This is a genomic window from Rhizobium sp. WYCCWR10014, from assembly GCF_001657485.1.
Classification (GTDB): domain Bacteria; phylum Pseudomonadota; class Alphaproteobacteria; order Rhizobiales; family Rhizobiaceae; genus Rhizobium.
In genome coordinates this window covers 39382-61491 of sequence record NZ_LXFU01000048.1, presented here as the reverse complement: position 1 = coordinate 61491, position 22110 = coordinate 39382, and the positions used below count along the sequence as shown (strand labels likewise).

Sequence of the window (22110 nt, the reverse complement as noted above, 5' to 3'; positions counted from 1 at the left end):
TCACATCACGCTATGCCCGCAAGCTTTTAAGAGAGGTTGAATTTTCAACCGGGGAGCCCTGGATCAGCGGCGGAACCGGCAAAGGCGGTTAATTCAGTGTTGATGGCGAAAACCTCACATCCACTCGCGGCCCTCGCTGCGCAGGAAGTAGATGAGATCCAGCACGAGGCTCGGTTTGCCGAGCACCGTCAGCGTCATATGGCACTGGCCGCGATGATGGGTCTGGTGGTTGAAGAAATGCGCGAGCGCTGCCGACAGAGGCTGGGTGATCTCGGCCGGCTGTACCACCGTTACATAGGAGAAGTTGGCGGCGAGGCTTCTCTCGTCCAGCATGCCTGTCCAGGCAATGATCCGCTCGTCCTCTGCTTTGCGGGCGACAGCAAGCGCATCCCGATCTTCGAAGAGCACGGCATCGAGTGTCGTCGGCGCTTCGCCGGTGCCGGTGAAGCGCTTCATCCATATGCGGTCGGCGACGATCAGATGATTGAGCGTGCGATGCAGCGAGCCGAAGAAGGCGCCGCAATCACTGCGGAACTCTGAATCGCTGAGTTCGGCCGCAGCCGCATAGACTTGCGTGTTGGCCCAGCGATTATAGGCGGCGAACATCCTGTAATGTCTGAGCATTCCGTCCCTCCCGGATTGGTCGCGGCAGTCTAGCCCGTTTTCCCGGAAATCGCAGTGATGTGCCCATGAAATTTCCTGATTTGATCGCAGGTGCTTTCTGTCGTCGAATGCATGGAGCTGCGATCTCGAAAGGAACGTTATGACCAGAGCCCTCTATTCCCTGTGCGGCGCCGACGAGCGGCGCTTCTTTTCGCCCCATTGCTGGAAGGCGGTGATGGCGCTGGCGCATAAGGGGCTCGATTTCGAGGAGATTCCGACCACATATGCCCGCATCCGCGCGATCGGTGGCGGCGTCTCGTCGATCGTGCCCGTTCTCGATGATAATGGCAGGCTGATCCCCGACAGTTTCGACATCGCCCTTTATCTGGAGGAGGCCTATCCCGAGCGGCCGTCGCTATTCAACGGCGAGGGCGGCAAGGCGCTGTCGCGGATGGTGGAAGGCTATTCGCAGATGATCATCCATCCGGCGATCATGCGTATCGCCCTTCTCGACATCCATGCGAACCTCGACGAGGAAGACAAGGCATATTTCCGTCAAAGCCGGGAGACTCGGCTCGGCAAGCCGCTGGAGGTGGTTGCCGCCGACAGCGAGGCGGAGAAGGCAGCCTTCGGCGCCAAGCTGGAGCCGCTCCGGCATATGCTGAAGTTCCAGCCCTTCATCGGCGGGCAGACACCGCTCTTTGCCGACTATATCGTCTTCGGCGCGCTGCAATGGCTGCGTGTCTCGGCCGGCCTTGCCATGCTGGCCGCCGACGATCCTGTCATGGCCTGGTTCGAACGCTGCCTCGATCTTCACCAAAGCCGCGGCAGGACTGTGACAGCGGCGTGAAATTGCCGCCTACCTCTTGTTTTCAGGCGTTGGGGCGGGTAAAGACCGCCCACTTTTCCCGAGAAAACAGAGGATTTGACTATGGCGATTGAACGCACCTTCTCGATGATCAAGCCGGACGCGACCAAGCGCAACCTGACGGGCGCCATCACCAAGATGCTCGAAGATGCCGGCCTGCGTGTCGTTGCTTCCAAGCGCGTCTGGATGAGCCGTCGAGAAGCCGAAGGCTTCTATGCCGTTCACAAGGACCGTCCCTTCTTCGGCGAACTGGTCGAAGGCATGACCTCCGGCCCGACCATCGTCCAGGTGCTGGAAGGCGAAGGCGCGATCCTCAAGAACCGCGAGATCATGGGCGCGACCAACCCGGCAAACGCTGACGAAGGCACGATCCGCAAGGTTCATGCTCTGTCGATCGGCGAAAATTCCGTTCACGGCTCGGATGCTCCTGAAACGGCTGCCCAGGAAATCAAGTACTGGTTTTCAGATACCGAAATCGTCGGCTGAGGCCACGCTTCGGCATTCGCCGGCAATGCCTTGAATTGACTCTCGAAAGCCGGGGCCTTGCCCCGGCTTTCCATGCATTTCTCTACGCCGGGCATTTGTCGGTGTTCGAGAAATCGACGCTGCCGTCAGGCTTGAAGACCTCCGGGTTCTTTTCATAAAGCGCGCCGACGACGAGCGGCTTGCTCGGCAGGACGGTCTGGTCGAGGTCGGACCGGAACTGCGTCTTCAATTCCTGCAGCACCTTGCCGTCCTTGTCGACCAATCGGACACTCACGGAATAGGGGCGGTCCTTGCGCACGCAGTGCAGTTTTTCGCTCTGCAGCGCGATCTTGTCGTCGATCGGATAGATCTTCTGGTTCACTACCAGCGGATCGCCTCCTTGCGGATTTTCGAATTCGGCGATGATGACGGAGCCGTCAGGGATAGGCCCCGTCTTCTTCAGCGTCAGCAGATAGGTGGCGCTCGCCACCCGATAGTTGAAGACGAAGAGATGGCCGGTGACCTCGACCAGGTTTTCAGCCTCTCGCTGGCAGGCCGACAGCATCAGCCCGGCCACCGCCGCCATCACGATCCAATGATTTCTCATGGCGTCTCCTCCTTCTTGCGGCGATAGTGACGGTTCGCCTTGGCGCGGTTGCCGCAGACCGCCATGTCGCACCAGGCCCGGCTTCTGTTCTTGCTGCGGTCGATGAACAGCCAGCCGCAGTTGCCGCAGATCTTCATGCGTTCCGGATCGGGCATGGCGATCAGCCGCAGTGCCGAATGGGCGGTCGCCGCGGCCAGGTTGTCGGAGCCCGCTTCGCGCAACGCCTTCGCCAATCCTTCCAGCAGCCTGGCCAGCAATTGGTCGTCGCCGCCATTCAGTATACGCTCGCGGAAATAGAGGTCGATCGTTTCCCGCAGCGTGATGAAATCCGCTTCGTTTTCCGCCGCCACCGGTACGATGTCGCCGAAGAGGGCGCGCTCGGCGCAGAATTCGGCCGCGGCTCTTGGAAAACTCCGCATCTGGTCGCTGACGGCGAAGCGGTCGATCCGCCGCGTTGCATCGTGGCGCAAAACGACGCTGTTGACGACATCGAGCGCCAGTGCGCCGCCGGCAAAGCGGTGAGGGGTCCAGGAAAAGCTCATGATGAAATTATAACTGGTGAAATAGGTTTTGCCAGTTATAATTTTGGTGACGCGGAGTGTCTCGAATGGCCGCCTATCTTCTGCAGCAACTGGCGAATGCGGTTCCGCTGGCCGCCCTCTATGCCGCGCTTGCCTTCGGTTATGCCGTCGCCTTCGGCGTGACGAAGCGGGCTGACATCACCTATGGGGCGATCTTTGCCTTCGCGGGCCAGATCCTGCTGCTCTTCACCGAACTCGCCTATGTCAGGTTTTGGCTGGTGCTGCCGGCGGCCCTTGTCGTCGGTGCCTGCGCTTCCATCGTCTATTCGCTGGCGGCGGGCCTATGGATCGGCCGTTCAATCATGCTGCCGCTGGTCAGCAAATCGCCGAATACGGTCATCGTCGCGGCCCTCGGCATCATGATCGTCCTGATGGAGACCGCCCGGCTTGCCGCCGATACCCGCGCCATCTGGCTGCCGCCGTTCCTGAACGACACGGTCGTCTTCTGGAACGACGGCCCGTTCAAGGTGACGCTCACCCATATCCAGCTGATCAACACCGCACTGATGTGCGCCATCGTCGCGGTGGGTACGCTGATCCTGAGGCGCACGGCCTGGGGTCGCGTCTGGCGCGCCGTCACCGATGATCCGCTGGCCGCCGAGCTCTGCGGCACCAGCGCCAACCGCGTCTTCCTTGTCGCCTACGGGGCCGCAGCCCTCGTCGCCACGATCTGCGGCATCCTCGCCACCTTCTATTACGGTTCGATGGATTTCGGCGCCGGCCTGATGTTCGGGCTGAAGGTGCTGCTGATCGCAGCCGTTGGCGGCTATTCCGATCCGCTGCGCTCGGCAGGCGGTGCCGCCGGGCTTGCCGTCGTCGAAACCATGTGGGGCGCCTACGGCCCCTTCGTCTGGCGGGATCTGGTCGTCTTCTCGCTGCTCGTCCTGCTCTTGGTGATGAGCCGCAGGGAGCGAGTGGTGCTCTAATTTACCAATTTACTTCCACTTGTCGCGCGCCGTGTCGTCCGCGTCTTTCGCCGCGACCCAGTCGCCGGTGGCGCCATCCCTGGCATGCTCCTTCTTCCAGAAGGGGGCTGCAGTCTTCAGGAAATCCATGACGAAATTGGCGCCGTCGAACGCCGCCTGCCGGTGCGGCGCGGCTGCGACGACGAGCACGATATTCTCGCCGGCGGCGATCTTTCCGTAGCGGTGGATGGCGGTGAGGCCGAGAAGTCCGAAACGCCCGATGGCAAGATCGCCGATGCGCTGCATCTCCGCTTCGGCCATGCCGGGATAATGCTCTAGTTCGAGTGCCGCGAGCGTGCCGCCTTCATCGCGGCAGAGGCCGGAAAAAGTGACGACGGCGCCGATGCCGGCTTTGCCCTTGGAGAGGCGATCGACCTCGGCTTGCAGGTCGAAGTCTTCGCGCTGGACGCGGATGGTGGGGGTGACGGTCATGATAACATCCCCAACTGCTTTGATGTCGTAGCGGAGCCTATGGAGAGGGCGTGCCGTGCCACCCGCCCTCTGCCCTGCCGGGCATCTCCCCAAGGAGGCAGATTACGCGTGGCTTGACCATCGTGCCCATCTACAGTTTTGCCGGGCTGCGACGTGGATTGCTTGGGGACGTTCGTGCTTCCAGCCAATCTCCCTTCTTGTGGGGGAGATGTCCGGCAGGACAGAGGGGGGTAGCGACACGGCACCACCATCACCGCCTCATCCCCCCGTCATCGGCGGAAATATCCCGATTTCCCGGGCGCCCGATATCGGTTCGTCATGCTCGACATGCTCCATGTCGAGCGCCACGCGGATCACCTCGGGATATTGAAGTGCGGTCTCATATTCTTCACCCATCGTCTTCAAATGATTCAGGAGATCGGTGACGGTGACGACGGAGGAGGGGAGGTCGATCTCCTCCTCGCCCTTGCCGATGCGCTCGCGCACCCAGGCGAAATAGACAAGCCGCGTCATTCCTCGTCATCCACGATATGTTTCACCCCGGCGCGGAAATAGTCATAGCCGGTATAGATGGTCAGCAGTGCCGCGATCCACAGCAACGCGATTCCAGTCTGCGTCGTATAAGGGAAAATCTCGTCGCCGGCCGGGCCGGCGAGCAGGAAGGCGATGGCGACGAGCTGAAGCGTCGTCTTCCATTTGGCGATCCGCGTCACCGGCACGCTGACCTTCAGCGCCGCCAGATATTCGCGTAGTCCCGACACCAGGATCTCGCGGCAGAGAATGGTGATCGCCGCCCAGATCGACCAGCCCGCGATGGTCTGGTCGGCCGCGACCAGGAGAAGGATCGAGGCGACCAGCAGCTTGTCGGCGATTGGATCGAGCATGCGGCCGATATTCGACGTCTGGTTCCAGATGCGCGCGAGATAACCGTCGAGGAAATCGGTGAGCGAGGCGATGACGAAGATCCACAGCGCCACCCAACGCGCCGTATTGCTGATCGACAGCCTGCCCTCGATGAAGAAGCAGAGAACGATCAGCGGTACGGCGAGGATGCGGCCGTAGGTCAGGAGATTGGGAATGCTGTACGCACGCGATGCCATGGGATCGTTTCTCTGAATTGAGGCGCTGCTACAGCGCCGCACGTCTTTTAGATGCGCAAAGGACGCTGTAACACTCTAGAACCTCCGCATCATGCTCGGGCCGATGCGGTAGATGACGGCTTTGGCTGCGGACCGTCAATATTCTTTCTGTCTTTTCACCGCCTTTGCGTGGAATTTGCGACGGACGCCGGTTATTTCGCGGCGTCGTCGTGAAAATGATTATAGACCTGCCTGGCGACCGCTTCCGATATGCCTTCCACCGTCATCAGGTCGGACAGGGCGGCGCGCGAAACCGCCTTCGCTGTGCCAAAATGCTGGAGCAGCGCGCGTTTGCGCGACGGGCCGATGCCGCCGATCTCGTCGAGCGGGTTTTTGATCATTTCCTTCTTGCGCCGTGCCCGGTGCGAGCCGATCGCGAAACGGTGCGCCTCGTCGCGCATGCGCTGGATGAAGTAGAGCACCGGATCGCGCGGCGGCAGCGTAAAACTCTCGCGTCCCGGCGGGAAGAAGCGTTCGCGCCCGGCATCGCGGTCGACACCCTTGGCGATGCCGATCGCCGTCACGCTGTCGGTGATGCCGAGTTCGGCAAGGATGGCGCGCACCGCCGTCATCTGCCCCTGGCCGCCGTCGATGAGGATCACGTCGGGCCAGGTTGGGAAGGGCATGTCGGCTGCATCGGGCGTGGCCACCTGCGCCGTCCGGTCAGGAATGCCTTCCTCCTTGATCAGCCGCGAGAACCGCCGCGTCATCACCTCCTTCATCATGCCGAAGTCGTCGCCGGGCGTGATGTCGGTCGATTTGATGTTGAACTTGCGGTACTGGTTCTTGACGAAACCTTCCGGCCCCGCGACCACCATGCCGCCGACGGCATTGGTGCCCATGATATGCGAGTTGTCGTAGATCTCGATGCGCTGCGGTGCATAGGTAAGTCCGAATGTCTCCTTGAAACCTTCGAGCAGCCGCGACTGCGACGCCGTCTCGGCAAGCTTTCGCCCATGCGCCTCGCGTGCATTGCCGACGACATGGTCGACCAGATCCCGCTTCTCGCCGCGCTGCGGCACCAGGATGGAAACCTTGTGGCCGGCCTTTTCGCTGAGTGCTGCGGCAAGCAGTTCCAGCTCCTCGACCGTTTGCGACAGCATGATCTGCTTCGGCACCGGCTTGTCGTCGTAGAACTGCGCGAGAAAGGAATTCAGCACTTCGGCGCTCGAAAGCTGCGGATCGGCCTTCGGGAAATAGGCGCGGTTGCCCCAGTTCTGGCCGGTGCGGAAGAAGAACACCTGGATGCAGGAGATGCCACCCTCATGATGGATGGCGAAAACGTCAGCCTCCTCGACTCCAACAGGATTGATGCCCTGGTGGCTCTGCACATGCGACAGTGCTGCCAGGCGATCACGATAGATCGCAGCCCGCTCGAAGTCGAGGTCCTCGGCCGCCTGGTTCATGGCCTCGGCCATATGCGACTTCACCTTCTGGCTCTTGCCGGACAGAAAGTCCTTCGCCTCCTGCACCAGTTCGCCGTACCCCCCATCGCTCACCTCGTGGGTGCACGGCCCGGAACAGCGCTTGATCTGGTAGAGCAGGCAGGGCCGCGTGCGCGTTTCGAAGACGCTGTCGGTGCAGGTGCGGATCAGGAAGGCGCGCTGCAGCGAATTGATCGTGCGCCCGACCGCGCCGGCCGAAGCGAAGGGGCCGAAATAGTCGCCCTTTCGCGCTCTCGCACCGCGATGCTTGAAGATCGCCGGCGCCCGGTGGTCGCCGGTAATGAGGATATAGGGAAAGGACTTGTCGTCGCGCAAAAGCACGTTAAAGCGCGGCCGCAAGCGCTTGATCAGATTCGCTTCCAGCAGCAGCGCTTCAGTTTCCGTGCGAGTCGTCACGAACTCCATATTCGCCGTCTGACGCACCATCTGGGCGATGCGGTTGGAATGCACTCGACCGACGGCGTAATTGTTGACACGTTTCTTCAGGCTGCGCGCCTTGCCGACATAGAGCACGTCGCCCTCGGCATTGAACATGCGGTAGACGCCGGGGCTGTTCGGCAGCCGCTTGACGAATTCGCCGATCAGGTCCGCGCCGAGAAGCCCGGTTTCATTGAGGCTGCCCGCATTCCAGTCGACCGTCGCCGCAAGCGGCGCGGCGACGGAAGCGTCGCCTTCCACCTCGATATCGTCTTCGCTTTCATCCGTCTCGTCGTAGAGAACGCCGCCATCCGGCAGCTTTCGTCCGTTCATTCCGTAATCTCCGCCACATCGGGCGTTTGCCAGGCGAGGTGCTGGCCGCCGTCGAGGGCAATCATCTGGCCGGTGATCGAGGGCGTGTCGTAAAGGAAGCGAATCGTTTGTCCGAATTCCTTCAGCGCCGGCCCTTGCTGCAAGATAAGGGCTGAGACCTGCGCTTGGAAGTCCTCCATCGCCTGCCGCTCGCTCGGCATCGACGGGCCGGGGCCGATGGCATTGACGCGGATGCGTGGCGCCAATGCCTGTGCAAGCGTCTGCGTCGCCGTCCACAGCGCGGATTTGGAGAGGGTATAGGAGTAGAAGCTGGGCCTCAGCGCCCAAACCCGCTGGTCGATGATATTGACGATCAGCCCAGCCGCCTCAGCGGGCATCTGCTGCGCGAAGGCCGCCGCAAGGATAGAGGGCGCACGGACATGCAGGTCGAAGTGCAATGCCCAGGTGGCGGCATTGAAACTACGCGCTGAATCATGCTGGAAGACCGACGCATTATTGACGAGCAGATCGAGCGGCCCGAGCGCTTCCGACGCCCTTGTAATGAGCTCGCCCGTTTCGCCGATATCGGTGAGGTCTGCCTGCAGGGCGATCGCCCGATACCCCTTCCGCCGCAATTCCGCCACCAGCTCTTCGGCCTCGCCGATGGAGCCATTCGCGTGGATCGCAACGGAAAAGCCATTTGCAGCAAGGTCTTCGGCAATTGCCCGGCCTATTCTTTTAGCAGCCCCTGTTATAAGGGCCGAGCGAAGTCTTTTGTGCTTCAAAATCTTGCCTTCTGATCCCGCGAGTCTGTCTGCAGACTATATAGGCGCCGACGGAGATTATATAAATAGGCCGTTGCGGTTGCGGCCGGGAACTGGATATTCTATGTATTATTTAAGAATGCGATTTCCTAAAATAAGTATTGTCGGTTTAACACTTCAGTAGGGTTAATGAAATGTATGTTGCGTTAAAGCAACATCGAATTTCAGCCATGCGGCAGCCACAATGATATCACAATTTGGCTCTTTCAAATCCGCATTTGAGTTCCAATTTCAGTCTCGATCCGGAAGGGACATCTGGCAATATCCCGCCAATGCTTCACTGATAGACAGATGACAAGCGGCGCGGGACTGAAAGGAGACTAAGTATGCGTGTACTCATTGCTGGCCTCATGGCCTCCGTTTTTGCAATTGCGGGCGTCTCGGCAGCTCAGGCGGCTGATGCCGTCGACCAGGTTCCGGAAGCACCGGTCGCCCAGGACGCTCCAGTCAAGCCGGCAGGCAACTGGGAAGGCTTTTACCTCGGCGGCGCCGGCACCTACAACATGGGTGACTTCGGTTCCGACCGTCACACCTATGGCTTCGGTGGCCAGGTCTTCACCGGCTACAACTGGCAGGCGGGCCAGATCGTCTACGGCGTTGAATCCGATCTCGGCTACAGCGGCGACGACGTTTCCTCAGGCGGCGTCAAGAACAAGTATGGTTGGAACGGCTCCGTCCGTGGCCGCGTCGGCTACGACATGAACCCCTTCCTGCTCTACGGCACGGCCGGTCTTGCCATCGGCGACGTCAAGGTTTCCGACGACACCTCGGACGAAAGCAAGACGAACTTCGGTTATACGGTCGGCGCCGGTGTCGAAGCCTTCGTGACCAACAACATCACGACGCGCCTCGAATATCGCTACACCGACTACCAGAGCAAGGACTACGACCTCGACTCCGGCAGCTTCTCGCGCGGTTACGACGAGAACAGCGTCAAGCTCGGTATCGGCGTCAAGTTCTAAGCCGACTGAACATACTGACATAAAGAAGCCGGGCACGTCGCCCGGCTTTTTGCTGCCCGCTTTTTGTTTCCCGTCGTTCAGCCCTCAGACTTGAGCTCGCTATGGGCCGGGAATTTCTTGTCGAACTGCCGCAGCCAGTCGAAGAGCGGCGCATGATCGGCTTCCCACTGGTCCTTGAAGCGCAGCTCGAGATAATCGAGCGTCGCGGCCAACGCGAAATGTCCGCCATTGAGCTTTTTGCTGAGCTTCGGCGGATTGGCGCCGAGATGAGCGAGCCCGCTCGTCGCCTTCTTCCACTGCCTATCTATCCACGGCTGGTGAACCTTTTCCTCGTCGCGGAAGCGCCGCTCGTAGACGATCGCCAGCAGGCAGTCGCAGATGCCGTCACAGAGCGCCTCGAGGATTTCCGCATCCGTGCGCTTGCCCTTCTTGGAAGGGTAGAGCCCGCCCTTCGTCAGCCGGTCGAAATAATGCATGATCGCCACGCTGTCGTATATCGAGACCTCGTCATCGGTCAGAAGCGTCGGGATCTTGCCGAGCGGATTGTTGTCCACCAGGATCGCCGGTCCGGTATTGGTGTCGACCCGGATGGCGTTCAACTCCAGGCCCAGAAAATGCGCGGCCATCCGCACCTTGTTGGAATAGGGCGAGGCGGGCGAACAAAGGAGCTTCATGGGACACCTGATGAGAATTGGACTGCGCGCGGACTATTCCTGAAGGCGAATAGCTGGTCAATCGTCCTTCACCGCCTTGTTCTCGCCGCGCAGCCAGAAGGCACGGTGCGAGGCGAAACGGTCTTGCGCCAGATGGTCCTTCAACGCGGGCAGCAATTGGTGCAACTCGTCCTTCAGCGTGAAAGGCGGGTTGACGATGACGAGGCCTGAGCCGGTCAGTCCGGTAATGCCGCGGTCGCTGCGAACGGCAAGTTCGGCGCAAAGCATCTTCGGGATGTCGAGCGCCTGCAGTGTCTCGTGGAATTCCTTGATCGGCGCGCCCTTCTTCAGCGGATACCACAGGCAATAGGTACCGCCGGGAAAGCGCCGATAGGCCTTTTCCAGGCCCTCGGCCAGGCGCTGATATTCGTCCTCTTCCTCGAAGGGCGGATCGACCAGCACGATGCCGCGCTTCTCCTTCGGCGGCAGATGCGCGCCGAGCGCCAGCCAGCCATCAAGCTCGGTGATGCGGGCGTGGTGATCGCCCTCGAAAAGCCGGTGCAGCCTGACGTAGTCCTCGGGATGCAGTTCCATCGCCGACAGCCGGTCCTGCGGCCGGAACAGCATGCGCGCAAGTTTCGGCGATCCGGGATAGAAGCGGATGCCGCCCTCAGGGTTGAGTTCGCGGATTGCCGAGAGGTAGGGCTCCAGCAGTTCGGAAACCTGAGGGCCGAGGTCTGCCTCCATCAGCTTGCCGATGCCATCGACCCATTCGCCGGTTTTCTGCGCTTCTTCGGAGGAGAGGTCGTAGAGCCCGATGCCGGCATGCGTGTCGAGCACGCGGAATCCGCCATCCTTCTTCTGCATGTAGCGGATCAGCCGCGTCAGCACGGCATGTTTCAGCACATCGGCAAAGTTGCCCGCGTGATAGATGTGGCGGTAGTTCATTTTTGCTGATGTCCGTATGAATTCGCGTCATGGGGAATTTTTGTGGCTTTTGGCCGTGCAAGCCTTGGAATATACAAATGCCATGAACATTGCGACCCCCATCCACGCCAAATCAGAAAAGCCGGACAATAGGGTGGGCCACACCGCCTGTCCGCATGACTGTCCCTCCACCTGCGCGCTGGAGGTCGAGATATCGGAAGATGGCCGCATCGGCCGTGTGCGCGGCGCCAATGACCATTCCTACACGTCGGGCGTCATTTGCGCCAAGGTCGCCCGTTACGCCGAGCGGCTCTACCATCCCGACCGCCTCATGCATCCGTTGCGCCGCACCGGCGCCAAGGGGGCAGGGCAGTGGCAGCAGATTTCCTGGGACGATGCGCTCGATGAGATCGCCGAAGCCTTTGTGAAGGCAGAGGCAAGGGACGGCAGCGAGGCGATCTGGCCCTATTTCTACGCCGGCACCATGGGCTGGGTGCAGCGCGATTCGATCGATCGCCTGCGTCATGCCAAGCGTTACTCCGGCTTCTTCTCCTCGATCTGCACCAACCCCGCCTGGACCGGCTTCACCATGGCGACCGGCACGCTGCGCGGCCCCGATCCGCGCGAGATGGGCCGCACCGATTGCGTCGTCATCTGGGGCACCAACGCGGTGTCGACCCAGGTCAATGTGATGACCCACGCCATCAAGTCGCGCAAGGAGCGCGGCGCGAAGATCGTCGTCATCGACATCTACGACAATCCGACGATGAAGCAGGCCGATATGGCGTTGATCGTCAGGCCGGGTACCGACGCAGCGCTCGCTTGCGCCGTCATGCACATCGCCTTCCGCGACGGCCATGCCGACCGCGCCTACATGGCGAGATATGCCGATGATCCCGAGGGTCTCGAAGCGCATCTCAAAACCAAGACGCCGCAATGGGCCGCTGCCATCACCGGCCTTTCGGTCGAAGAGATCGAGGACTTCGCTAGCCTCGTCGGCACGACGAATAAAACCTTCTTCCGCCTGGGCTACGGCTTTACTCGCCAGCGCAACGGCGCTGTCGCCATGCATGCGGCCGCCTCGATCGCCACTGTTCTCGGCTCCTGGCAATATGAGGGCGGCGGTGCCTTCCATTCGAACAGCGACATCTTCCGCATGAACAGCGCCGAACTGACTGGCCGGTCGATGAAGGATGCCGATATCCGCATGCTCGATCAGTCGCAGATCGGCCGCGTCCTGACCGGCGATCCCGTGGCGCTGCGCCATCGCGGCCCGGTGACGGCAATGCTGATCCAGAACACCAATCCCGCAAACATCGCCCCCGAGCAGCGCCTCGTCAGACGTGGCTTTGCCCGTGAGGACCTCTTCGTTGCCGTGCACGAGCAGTTCATGACCGAAACGGCCGAGATCGCCGATATCGTCATCCCGGCGACGATGTTCGTCGAGCATGACGACATCTACCGCGCCGGCGGCCAGAACCATATCCTGCTGGGGCCGAAGCTGGTCGAGCCACCGCCCACCGTGCGCACCAATCTCTTCGTCATCGAGGAACTGGCCAAACGCCTCGGCGTCGCCGATCGTCCCGGCTTCGGCTTCACCGCCCGCGAGATGGTCGACCGCATCCTCGAATCGAGCGGCCTGCCGGATTACGACCATTTCCTCGAACACAAATGGTTCGATCGCCAGCCTGCTTTCGAGGAAGCGCATTACCTGAACGGCTTTGCCCATCCGGATGGCAAGTTCCATTTCCGCCCGGACTGGATCAATCAGCCGGCGCCGAACAAGCCACCGGCGGCGATCGGTGCGCTCGGGCCGCACGCCGCGCTTCCGGCCTTCCCCGATCAGGTCGATGTCATCGAAGTCGCCGATCCCGAGCATCCCTTCCGGCTCGCCACGTCACCGGCGCGCAACTTCCTGAATTCGAGCTTCTCCGAGACCAAGACCTCTCGCCAGAAGGAGGGCTGCCCCGAGGTGATGGTCAATCCGGCCGATGCCGAGGCCAACGGCATCGCTCATGGCGATCTTGTCCGAATCGGCAATAGCCGCGGCGATCTGCGCATCCACGCCCGCGTCACCACCGAAGTGAAATCCGGCGTGCTGATCGCCGAAGGCCTCTGGCCGAACAAGGCGCATGTCGACGGCGAGGGCATCAACGTCTTGACCGGCGCCGACCCCGTCGCGCCCTATGGCGGGGCGGCCGTGCACGACAACAAGGTCTGGCTTCGCAGGGACGCAGCATGATGCAGCCGAAATCACGGGTGAAGATCGTCGGCGAAGAAACATTGTCGAATGGGTGGACGCGGCTGAGCAGCTACCTCCTCGACTATATCGACCGCAAGGGCGCAACCCAACGATTGAAGCGGGAGGTCTACCACCGCACGCCGGCCGCCTGCATCCTGCTTTATGATCCCAAGCGCGACCTCGTCGTTCTCGTCCGCCAGTTCCGCCTCGCCGTCCATCTCAACGGCGATCCCGCCTGGATGATCGAGGTGCCGGCCGGCCTTGTCGATGGCGATCATCCCGAAGCGGCGATCCGTCGCGAGGCGATGGAGGAGACCGGCTATCGCCTGCGCGATGCGCGCTTCCTCTTCAAATCCTATACTTCGCCGGGTGCCGTCACCGAGGTCGTGCATTTCTTCGCAGCCCTCATCGACACCGCCGATCGCGTGGCCGAAGGCGGTGGCCTCGACGAGGAACACGAGGATATCGAAGTCCTCGAAATCCCGCTCGACGAGGCTGCGGCGATGATCGAAACCGGCGAAATCTTCGACGTCAAGACGATCGTGCTTCTGCAATGGGCGCAGTTGAACAGGGGAACGCTTTCCTAACCTCGGGCGAAGGCAAGATTTTCCGCTGACGCGGCACGTTCCAGTCTGGCGTCCAGCGTTGCAAGCGATACGTTTTCTGCGACCGCAAGCGCCAGATAAGCGGCGTCATAGGCCGATAGCTGATATTTTCCGGCAAGTCGCAAGATCGGAAGATGGTCTTCGCTTGAGACAGTGCGCAGCGGCAAGCTGCTGAGTCGCATGAGACAAGCGAGCACATCCTCGTTGGAGATGCGTTTCCGCCGTTCCGCGGTCAACAGGATGTTACGCATCTCATGCCAGAAGAGATCGGGCACCAAGGCATCTTCCGTTTCGAGAAACGACAAGGCTTCTTCGGCAGTCCGGCTTTCCTCATCGGCAAGCAACCAAGCCGCCGCAACCGAAGCATCGACCACGAACGGCATCAGCGCTGGCCTTCGCGCCGCCAGGCTTGAATTTCAGCCGCGGTCGCTCCGGCGCGTTCTGTCCGTTCGCTGCGGAGTGCACGGATGGCGTCGAGCCTCTGGCGACGGTCATCGATCTTGATCATGCGGGCGACCGCGTTGTTGCCGCGTGATATCACCACATCTTCGCCTGCTTCCACCTTTGTCAGAAGCTCCGAGAGATGCGTTTTTGCCTCTGCCACTTTCACTTTGATCGTCATAGCCACCGTCCAATTTATCTCCAATGTAATGTCGCGCCAAAACTTGGTCAACTGATTGGTCAAGTATGGCAAAGCAAGAACGGGAAGAGTAGGAAGTTTGGAAGTTCTTCATGCAGTTGTCACGAAGCAGCTCTATGCGCTGCGGTTATCAATCATCGGATGCGGTCAGGAGAAAGCCCATGTGGCTCAGCAATTTCACCCTCGTTCTCCCAAACGAGGTGGTGAGTGAAGGTTCCGTGCGTGTTGAGGATGGCGCCATCGCCGAGATCAGGCCGGAGCCGGTCGCCGGTGCTGCCATCGATGGCGGCGGGCGGCTGCTGATGCCGGGCTTCGTCGATCTGCACGGCGACATGATCGAGCGCGAGATCGCCCCGCGGCCGAACGCGACGATGCCGATCGATTTCGGCATCCACGAGCTCGACAAGAAGCTTGCCGCCGCCGGTGTCACCACGGCGTATGCCGCCGTCTCCTTTGCAACCGAAAGCGTCTACGGCCACGTCCGTTCGCTGGAGACGACATCAGCGGTGATCGAAGGCATCAATCGCCTGCGCGACGATCTGCTGATCGACCACCGCGTCCACGCCCGCTACGAAATCACCAATGTCGGCGCAGCCCCCGCCCTCGAGCGCCTGCTGAATGCCGATCAGATCGACATGGTTTCGCTCACCGACCACACGCCGGGCCAGGGCCAGTACAACAACCTGCAGAGCTACGTCCTCAGCATTTCCGAGCGCCGCGCCATCTCCGAGGACATGGCGGCGGAGATCGTTGCCAAGCGCATCGCCATGCGCAGCAATCCTGATATCGAAGCCAAGCTGAGGGAGATCGTCGCGCTGTCGCTGAAGCACAAGCTGTCGCTTGCCTCGCATGACGATGACAGCGTCGAAAAAGTCGCCGAGATGCACGATCTCGGCGTCACAATCAGCGAGTTTCCGGTCACCGCACCTGCCGCCGAAGAGGCCCGCCGCCGTGGCCTCTGGACGTTGATGGGCGCGCCGAACGCGCTGCGCGGCCAGTCGATGTCGGGTAATCTCAGCGCGCTCGATGCCGCCAAGGCGGGACTGCTCAGCGTCATCGCCGCCGATTATCATCCGGCTGCCTTCGTGCCCGGCATCTTCAAGCTTGCCGAGATGGTGGAAGGCGGCCTGCCGGCAGCCGTTGCCATGGCGACCGGCAATGCGGCCCGCTCGGCCGGCCTGTCGGATCGTGGCGAGATCGCCATCGGTCAGCGCGCCGATCTGGTCGTGGTCGAGCCGGGTGATATCAACCGCATCCGCGCCACCTTCCGCGCCGGCCGCTTCGTCTACAGCGACGGCACGCTGCATCCGTTGCGGGCGCTGGCGGCTTAAGCGCGGTCGCCGATCAGCGAAATCAGCTGTGCCTTGGGGACGGCGACCGAAGCCTCGGCGCCGACGGCCTTGCCGTCTTTCATCGTCACACGGCCTTCGGCAAACAGCCGCAGCGCTTGCGGATAGATCTGGTGTTCGATGGTGAGCACACGTGCGGCAAGGCTTTCGGCCGTGTCGCCGGAAAGAACCGGCACGGCAGCCTGGCCGATCACCGGCCCCTCGTCCATACCTTCGGTGACGAAATGCACCGTGCAGCCGGCGATCCGCATGCCGGCGTCGATCGCGCGCTGATGCGTATGCAGGCCGGGAAACAGCGGCAGCAGGGAAGGGTGGATGTTGAGCATCCGGCCTTCATAGCGCTGGATGAATGTCGCCGTCAGCAGCCGCATGTAGCCTGCCAGGCAGAGAATATCGGGTTTAAGCTCGTCGAGCGCCGAAAAGATCGCTGCCTCATGCGCATCCTTGCTGGCGTAGTCCTTGCGGGGAAAGGCGAAGGTGGCGATGCCCTCGGCTGCCGCCTTCGCAAGCCCGCCGGCATCCACCTTGTCGGAGATCACCCCGACAATCTCGGCCGGGTAGTCGGCTGCCTTTGCCGCCGCAACCAGCGCCATCATGTTGGAGCCGCTGCCTGATATGAAGACGACGGCGCGTTTGCGCGGCGAGCTCATATGGCAAGCGTGCCCTTGTAGACCGTGCCGGCAGCGCCCTCGTCGCGGGCGATCATGCGGCCGAGCGTGATAACAGTCTCGCCTTCGGCTTCGAGTGCGGCGGAAACCGCCGCGACATTCTCACCGGCGACGACGGCGATCATGCCGACGCCGCAGTTGAAGGTGCGCAGCATTTCCTTGGATTCGACGCCGCCCGTCTTGGCGAGCCATGAAAACACCGGCGGCACCTTGACGGCGGCAAGATCGATCTCGGCCGCCAGATGCTTCGGCAGCACGCGCGGAATATTTTCCGGGAAGCCGCCGCCGGTGATGTGCGCCAGCGCCTTGATGGCGCCGGTCTCGCGGATCGCCTTCAAAAGCGGCTTCACATAAATACGCGTCGGCTCGAGCAAGGCTTCGCCAAGCTTCTTGTCTTCGGTGAACGGTGCCGGCGCATCCCAATCGAGGCCGGACAATTCGACGATCTTGCGCACCAGCGAGAAGCCGTTGGAGTGAACGCCGGAGGAGGCAAGGCCGAGGATTACGTCACCCTCGGCGATATCGCCGGATGGCAGAAGCTTGCCGCGTTCGGCAGCACCGACGGCAAAGCCCGCGAGATCGTAGTCGCCGGAGGAATACATGCCCGGCATTTCGGCCGTCTCGCCGCCGATCAGCGCGCAGCCGGCCTCGCGGCAGCCGGCGGCAATGCCGCCGACGATGGCCGCGCCCTGGTCGGGGTCGAGCTTGCCGGTCGCGAAGTAATCGAGAAAGAACAGCGGCTCGGCGCCTTGCACCACGAGATCGTTGACGCACATGGCGACGAGGTCGATGCCGACGGTGTCGTGATAGTCGGCATCGATCGCGATCTTCAGCTTGGTGCCGACGCCGTCATTGGCGGCGACGAGAACCGGATCGGTAAAGCCAGCCGCCTTGAGATCGAAAAGCCCGCCGAAGCCGCCGATCTCGCCGTCGGCGCCAGGACGGCGCGTCGAGCGCACCGCCGGCTTGATCTTCTCGACGAGGAGGTTGCCGGCATCGATGTCGACGCCCGCATCGCTATATGTCAGGCCGTTTTTCCCAGACTGGCTCATGCTGGTCTCCGATGGCTATTTCAGGCGGCAAACGTGCCGCGTCATCTGCCGGTCGCAATTGCATGACAGGGGCTTTTATGCAAGCGCTGCATGGCAAAAGCCCCCAATTTCCCGCGTCTTTCCCGAGCCTTTCCGGGAATTGGCGCGACAGGGTTGACCATCTTTGCGCCTGCATCCTATGTGCTGAATAGCCGCTTCGGATCGCAGGCGGCGTTCGGCGACGGCGACGATCAGCGGGGAAGGCAATGCCACAGCAAGTCAGTGGGAACACTCTCAAGCGTCAGATCTTCTTCTGGCTGGCGGTGCTCGTCTTTTTCATCGTCTTTCTTTATGTCTTCAGCTCGATCCTGCTGCCCTTCATCGCCGGCATGGCGATCGCCTATTTCCTCGATCCGGTGGCCGACCGGCTGGAACGCCTGGGTCTGAGCCGCATGATGGCGACCATCGGCATTCTCGTTGCCTTCGTCATCGTCTTCGCGCTGGCGCTGATGATCCTCATTCCGGTGCTGATTAGCCAGTTCAACGATTTCGCTCAACGTCTGCCGGGTTATATCAGCCAATTACAGCAGTTCATCGCGCAGGCGCAGAATTCGCTGCTGCCGGACTGGGTCGAAAACCAGATGGGCACGATCAAGGACAATCTCTCGGGCATCCTGTCGGAGGGCATGGGGTTCCTAACCGGGCTCTTTGCGCAGATCTGGAATTCCGGCAAGGCGATCGTCGACGTCATATCGCTGCTCGTCGTCACCCCCGTCGTCGCCTTCTATATCCTGCTCGATTGGGATCGCATGGTCGCCAAAGTCGATCAGTGGATCCCGCGCGATTATGTCAGCGATGTTCGCCAGATCGCCAAGGAGATCGACCAGGCGATTGCCGGCTTCATCCGTGGCCAGGGCTCGCTCTGCCTCATCCTCGGCATCTATTATGCCGCCGGCCTCTCTCTCGTCGGGCTGAATTTCGGCCTGCTGATCGGCCTCTTCGCCGGCATGATCAGTTTCATTCCCTATGTCGGTTCGATGGTCGGCCTCGTGCTCGCCGTCGGCGTGGCGCTTGTGCAGTTCTGGCCCGATTATCCCTGGATCGGGCTGGTGCTCGTCGTCTTCTTCAGCGGCCAGTTCCTGGAAGGCAACATTCTGCAGCCGAAGCTCGTCGGCTCCAGCGTCGGCCTGCATCCGGTCTGGCTGATGTTTGCGCTCTTTGCCTTCGGCGCGCTCTTCGGTTTCGTCGGGCTGCTGGTCGCCGTGCCGGCGGCAGCCGCCGTCGGCGTCCTTGTCCGTTTCGCGCTTTCACGCTACCTTCAGAGCGATCTTTATTTTGGCGGGTCGCCCAGTGGCCGCGCCCGGAAGACGAAATCAGTTCCCAATGAATGACGTGAAGAACGCTGATCCGAAGCGCAAGGCCGGAGAGCAGCTGCCGCTGGTCTTTTCGCACGATGCCGCAAGCGGGCGCGACGACCTCCTGATCTCGGAGCGTCTGGCCGCCGCCGTTTCGATAGTCGATGCCTGGCCGGCATGGCCATCGCCGGTCGTCGTGCTCGCCGGCCCCGTCGGCTCGGGAAAATCGCATCTCGCCCGCATCTGGCGGGAATTGAGTAGTGCCGTCGACATCCATCCCGAGCTTGGCTCGGACGCGGCGGTTGCCGCTGCCGCCGGCCCGGTGCTGTTCGAGGACGCCGACCGCCTCGGCTTCGATGACAACGCGCTCTTCCACGTCATCAACAGCGTGCGCGAAAACGGCACCAGCCTGTTGATCACCAGCCGTCTCTGGCCAATGTCGTGGCCGGTTTTGCTGCCCGATCTGCGCTCGCGCCTGAAAGCGGCAACCGTCGTCGAGATCGGCGAACCCGATGAGGCGCTGTTGTCGCAGGTGATCGTTAAGCTCTTCGCCGACCGGCAGCTTTATATAGATGACAAACTCGTGCTCTATATCGTGAACCGGATGGAGCGGTCGCTGAACGCGGCCCAGACAATCGTCGAAAGGCTTGACCGGCTGGCCCTGTCGCGGGGCACGAAAATTACCCGGTCTCTTGCTGCCGAAGTATTGAATGAATTGGGAAATTCGGAACCGGCCGATTGACTGTCACAGTTCCGTCGTCAAACTGATATAATTGCCTTTGGCGATTGAAAACGGGGTAAGCGGACCATGGATAGCGCAGTCGCAGAACATCAGGAACTCACTCCGGAAATCAACGACAACACCCCCCCGCTGGAAGAGCTGCTCAAGAGCCCCGAGCGCTTCATCAACCGAGAATTCTCCTGGCTGCAGTTCAACCGCCGTGTCCTGGAAGAAACTTTGAATACCGAGCATCCGCTGCTCGAGCGTGTCCGCTTCCTGTCGATCTCGGCCGCCAACCTCGATGAATTCTTCATGGTGCGTGTCGCCGGCCTCGAGGGCCAGGTACGCCAGAATATCGCCATCCGAAGCCCCGACGGCAAGACGCCGGCCGAGCAGCTCGACTCGATCCTGCAGGAGATCGACCATCTGCAGATGGAGCAGCAGGCCTCGCTCGCGGTGCTGCAACAATATCTCGCCAAGGAAGACATCCTGATCGTGCGCCCCGGCGCCCTGAGCGAGGGTGACCGCCAGTGGCTGGCCGCCGAATTCGAACAGGCGATCTTCCCGGTGCTGACGCCGCTGTCGATTGATCCGGCCCATCCGTTCCCCTTCATTCCGAATCTCGGCTTTTCGATCGGTCTGCAGCTCGTCAGCAAGAACGGCCGCGAGCCGATGACGGCGCTGCTGCGTTTGCCGGTGGCGCTCGATCGCTTCGTCCGCCTGCCGGATGATGGAAACACAATCCGCTACATCACGCTGGAAGATGTCGCCAACATCTTCATCCATCGGCTCTACCCGGGTTACGAGGTGCAGGGCTCCGGTACCTTCCGCGTCATCCGCGACAGCGATATCGAAGTCGAGGAAGAGGCCGAGGATCTCGTCCGCTTCTTCGAAACGGCGCTGAAGCGCCGCCGCCGCGGCAAGGTCATCCGTATCGAGACCGATTCGGAAATGCCGGCCTCGCTCCGTCAGTTCGTCGTTCACGCGCTCAATATCCCCGACAATCGCGTCGCCGTTCTGCCGGGCCTTTTGGCGCTGAACACCCTGTCAGAGATCACCAAGGCGCCGCGCGACGATCTCAGGTTTCTTCCCTACAATGCGCGATTTCCCGAGCGCGTCCGCGAACATGCCGGCGATTGCTTCGCCGCCATCCGCGAAAAGGACATGGTCGTCCATCACCCCTACGAATCTTTCGACGTGGTGGTCCAGTTTCTTCTCCAGGCTGCGCGCGATCCCGACGTCCTGGCGATAAAGCAGACGCTTTACCGCACCTCCAACGACAGCCCGATCGTTCGCGCGCTGATCGATGCCGCCGAAGCCGGCAAGTCGGTGACGGCGCTGGTCGAGCTCAAGGCTCGCTTCGACGAAGAGGCGAACATCCGCTGGGCACGCGACCTCGAGCGCGCGGGCGTCCAGGTCGTCTTCGGCTTCATCGAGCTCAAGACGCACGCCAAGATGTCGCTGGTCGTCCGTCGCGAGGATGGCAAACTTCGCACCTATTGCCATCTCGGCACCGGCAACTATCACCCGATCACCGCGAAGATCTACACCGATCTCTCCTACTTCACCTGTAATCCCGTCATCGCCCACGACATGGCGAACATCTTCAACTTCATCACCGGTTACGGCGAGCCGGAACAGGGCATGCAGCTCGCGATCTCGCCCTATACGATGCGCTCGCGCATCCTGCGTCACATCGAGGAAGAGGTCCAGCATGCCAGGAACGGCGCGCCGGCGGCGATCTGGATGAAGATGAATTCGCTTGTCGATCCCGACATCATCGACGCGCTCTATCGCGCCAGCCATGCCGGCGTCGAGATCGATCTCGTCGTGCGCGGCATCTGCTGCCTGCGTCCGCAGGTGGCCGGCCTTTCGGAAAAGATCCGCGTCAAGTCGATCGTCGGCCGCTTCCTCGAACACAGCCGCATCTTCTGCTTCGGCAACGGCCACGGTCTGCCGTCCGACAAGGCGCTGGTTTACATCGGCTCGGCCGATATGATGCCGAGAAACCTCGATCGCCGTGTCGAAACCATGGTTCCGCTGACGAATCCCACCGTTCACGAGCAGGTCTTGTCACAGATTATGCTTGGCAACGTGATTGACAATCAACAAAGCTACGAGATATTGCCCGACGGTACGTCGCGTCGCATGGAAGTGCGCAGGGGCGAAGAACCGTTCAATGCGCAGCAGTATTTCATGACCAATCCGAGCCTGTCAGGCCGTGGTGAAGCTCTGAAGTCCAGTGCGCCGAAGCTGATCGCCGGCCTGCTCGAAGGCCGCAACAACAAGTAATACTGGA

At 61.4% G+C, this 22110-nt stretch carries 24 protein-coding genes; 10 read left to right on the top strand and 14 right to left on the bottom strand.

The features are described 5' to 3' along the window. Positions 1–114: 114 nt before the first annotated feature. Positions 115–624: a DinB family protein gene (locus A6U98_RS26310; RefSeq protein WP_064653935.1), complete on the bottom strand. Its 510-nt coding sequence runs from the start codon at positions 622–624 to the stop codon at positions 115–117. A 139-nt stretch (positions 625–763) separates the two neighbouring features. Here A6U98_RS26310 and A6U98_RS26305 point away from each other — a divergent pair, with 139 nt between their 5' ends. After that, the gene (locus tag A6U98_RS26305) at positions 764–1453 is read left to right on the top strand and encodes a glutathione S-transferase family protein (RefSeq protein WP_064653934.1); all 690 of its coding nucleotides are present in this window, start codon (positions 764–766) and stop codon (positions 1451–1453) included. A gap of 81 nt (positions 1454–1534) precedes the next feature. After that, a complete protein-coding gene (gene ndk, locus A6U98_RS26300; RefSeq protein WP_003547097.1) occupies positions 1535–1957 on the top strand; it encodes a nucleoside-diphosphate kinase in 423 nt (140 codons plus the stop codon). Between the two features lie 82 nt (positions 1958–2039). Here ndk and A6U98_RS26295 read toward each other — a convergent pair whose 3' ends face one another. Together A6U98_RS26295 and A6U98_RS26290 are read right to left on the bottom strand one after the other, a co-directional pair. Next, entirely contained in the window at positions 2040–2543 is a 504-nt protein-coding gene (locus A6U98_RS26295; RefSeq protein ID WP_064653933.1) for a hypothetical protein, read from the bottom strand. Continuing rightward, positions 2540–3085, bottom strand: a complete 546-nt coding sequence (locus A6U98_RS26290) for a CGNR zinc finger domain-containing protein (protein WP_064653932.1) — start codon at positions 3083–3085, stop codon at positions 2540–2542. Before A6U98_RS26290 ends, A6U98_RS26295 begins: the two co-directional genes overlap by 4 nt. 65 nt (positions 3086–3150) lie before the next feature. On the opposite strand from A6U98_RS26290, the gene A6U98_RS26285 reads away from it, so the two are divergent. Beyond that, entirely contained in the window at positions 3151–4050 is a 900-nt protein-coding gene (locus A6U98_RS26285; RefSeq protein WP_064653931.1) for a branched-chain amino acid ABC transporter permease, read from the top strand. 9 nt (positions 4051–4059) lie between these two features. On the opposite strand, the gene A6U98_RS26280 is transcribed toward A6U98_RS26285, so the two are convergent. The 5 genes from A6U98_RS26280 to A6U98_RS26260 all read right to left on the bottom strand — a co-directional run bounded on the left by A6U98_RS26280 (position 4060) and on the right by A6U98_RS26260 (position 8619). After that, positions 4060–4521, bottom strand: a complete 462-nt coding sequence (locus A6U98_RS26280) for a molybdenum cofactor biosynthesis protein MoaE (protein ID WP_064653930.1) — start codon at positions 4519–4521, stop codon at positions 4060–4062. 258 nt (positions 4522–4779) lie between these two features. Beyond that, positions 4780–5034 carry a molybdopterin converting factor subunit 1 gene (moaD, locus tag A6U98_RS26275; RefSeq protein WP_064653929.1) on the bottom strand — a complete coding sequence of 85 codons (255 nt, stop codon included), beginning with the start codon at positions 5032–5034 and terminating at the stop codon, positions 4780–4782. Beyond that, positions 5031–5621 carry a CDP-diacylglycerol--glycerol-3-phosphate 3-phosphatidyltransferase gene (gene pgsA, locus A6U98_RS26270; protein ID WP_003547103.1) on the bottom strand — a complete coding sequence of 197 codons (591 nt, stop codon included), beginning with the start codon at positions 5619–5621 and terminating at the stop codon, positions 5031–5033. Before pgsA ends, moaD begins: the two co-directional genes overlap by 4 nt. 191 nt (positions 5622–5812) lie before the next feature. Continuing rightward, positions 5813–7855 carry an excinuclease ABC subunit UvrC gene (gene uvrC / locus A6U98_RS26265; RefSeq protein WP_064653928.1) on the bottom strand — a complete coding sequence of 681 codons (2043 nt, stop codon included), beginning with the start codon at positions 7853–7855 and terminating at the stop codon, positions 5813–5815. Then, a complete protein-coding gene (locus A6U98_RS26260; RefSeq protein WP_064653927.1) occupies positions 7852–8619 on the bottom strand; it encodes an SDR family oxidoreductase in 768 nt (255 codons plus the stop codon). The genes uvrC and A6U98_RS26260 overlap by 4 nt, the downstream gene beginning before the upstream one ends. 365 nt (positions 8620–8984) lie before the next feature. Here A6U98_RS26260 and A6U98_RS26255 point away from each other — a divergent pair, with 365 nt between their 5' ends. Further along, positions 8985–9620 carry an outer membrane protein gene (locus tag A6U98_RS26255; RefSeq protein ID WP_025570209.1) on the top strand — a complete coding sequence of 212 codons (636 nt, stop codon included), beginning with the start codon at positions 8985–8987 and terminating at the stop codon, positions 9618–9620. A gap of 77 nt (positions 9621–9697) precedes the next feature. Here A6U98_RS26255 and A6U98_RS26250 read toward each other — a convergent pair whose 3' ends face one another. Together A6U98_RS26250 and A6U98_RS26245 are read right to left on the bottom strand one after the other, a co-directional pair. After that, on the bottom strand, positions 9698–10294 hold the full coding sequence (locus tag A6U98_RS26250) for a glutathione S-transferase family protein (RefSeq protein ID WP_064653926.1): 597 nt from the start codon (positions 10292–10294) through the stop codon (positions 9698–9700). A gap of 57 nt (positions 10295–10351) precedes the next feature. Beyond that, the gene (locus A6U98_RS26245; protein WP_003558248.1) at positions 10352–11221 is read right to left on the bottom strand and encodes a 23S rRNA (adenine(2030)-N(6))-methyltransferase RlmJ; all 870 of its coding nucleotides are present in this window, start codon (positions 11219–11221) and stop codon (positions 10352–10354) included. Positions 11222–11237: 16 nt separating this feature from the next. Between A6U98_RS26245 and A6U98_RS26240 the strand changes: the two genes are divergently transcribed. Together A6U98_RS26240 and A6U98_RS26235 are read left to right on the top strand one after the other, a co-directional pair. Next, entirely contained in the window at positions 11238–13442 is a 2205-nt protein-coding gene (locus tag A6U98_RS26240; protein WP_064653925.1) for a molybdopterin oxidoreductase family protein, read from the top strand. Further along, the gene (locus A6U98_RS26235; RefSeq protein ID WP_064653924.1) at positions 13439–14029 is read left to right on the top strand and encodes an NUDIX domain-containing protein; all 591 of its coding nucleotides are present in this window, start codon (positions 13439–13441) and stop codon (positions 14027–14029) included. The genes A6U98_RS26240 and A6U98_RS26235 overlap by 4 nt, the downstream gene beginning before the upstream one ends. On the opposite strand, the gene A6U98_RS26230 is transcribed toward A6U98_RS26235, so the two are convergent. Both A6U98_RS26230 and A6U98_RS26225 read right to left on the bottom strand, forming a co-directional pair. Continuing rightward, complete coding sequence (locus A6U98_RS26230) at positions 14026–14430, bottom strand: type II toxin-antitoxin system VapC family toxin (protein ID WP_064653923.1); 405 nt, start codon at positions 14428–14430, stop codon at positions 14026–14028. The two genes, A6U98_RS26235 and A6U98_RS26230, sit on opposite strands and share 4 nt — an antisense overlap. Beyond that, on the bottom strand, positions 14430–14669 hold the full coding sequence (locus A6U98_RS26225; protein ID WP_064653922.1) for a type II toxin-antitoxin system prevent-host-death family antitoxin: 240 nt from the start codon (positions 14667–14669) through the stop codon (positions 14430–14432). The genes A6U98_RS26230 and A6U98_RS26225 overlap by 1 nt, the downstream gene beginning before the upstream one ends. A 179-nt stretch (positions 14670–14848) precedes the next feature. On the opposite strand from A6U98_RS26225, the gene A6U98_RS26220 reads away from it, so the two are divergent. Then, the gene (locus tag A6U98_RS26220) at positions 14849–16018 is read left to right on the top strand and encodes an alpha-D-ribose 1-methylphosphonate 5-triphosphate diphosphatase (protein WP_064653921.1); all 1170 of its coding nucleotides are present in this window, start codon (positions 14849–14851) and stop codon (positions 16016–16018) included. Here the strand turns inward: A6U98_RS26220 and purN are convergent. Next, positions 16015–16686 (bottom strand): phosphoribosylglycinamide formyltransferase, encoded by a 672-nt coding sequence (purN, locus tag A6U98_RS26215; RefSeq protein ID WP_064653920.1) that lies wholly within the window; start codon positions 16684–16686, stop codon positions 16015–16017. The two genes, A6U98_RS26220 and purN, sit on opposite strands and share 4 nt — an antisense overlap. Continuing rightward, complete coding sequence (gene purM, locus A6U98_RS26210) at positions 16683–17756, bottom strand: phosphoribosylformylglycinamidine cyclo-ligase (protein ID WP_062940732.1); 1074 nt, start codon at positions 17754–17756, stop codon at positions 16683–16685. The genes purN and purM overlap by 4 nt, the downstream gene beginning before the upstream one ends. 245 nt (positions 17757–18001) lie before the next feature. Here purM and A6U98_RS26205 point away from each other — a divergent pair, with 245 nt between their 5' ends. The 3 genes from A6U98_RS26205 (at position 18002) to A6U98_RS26195 (ending at position 22103) form a co-directional block, all read left to right on the top strand. Further along, positions 18002–19126: an AI-2E family transporter gene (locus A6U98_RS26205; RefSeq protein ID WP_064653919.1), complete on the top strand. Its 1125-nt coding sequence runs from the start codon at positions 18002–18004 to the stop codon at positions 19124–19126. Then, positions 19119–19832, top strand: coding sequence for a DnaA regulatory inactivator HdaA (gene hdaA / locus A6U98_RS26200; RefSeq protein WP_064653918.1), 714 nt, complete (start codon positions 19119–19121; stop codon positions 19830–19832). The genes A6U98_RS26205 and hdaA overlap by 8 nt, the downstream gene beginning before the upstream one ends. Before the next feature lie 66 nt (positions 19833–19898). Continuing rightward, positions 19899–22103, top strand: a complete 2205-nt coding sequence (locus A6U98_RS26195) for an RNA degradosome polyphosphate kinase (RefSeq protein WP_064653917.1) — start codon at positions 19899–19901, stop codon at positions 22101–22103. The last annotated feature ends 7 nt before the right edge of the window (positions 22104–22110 follow it).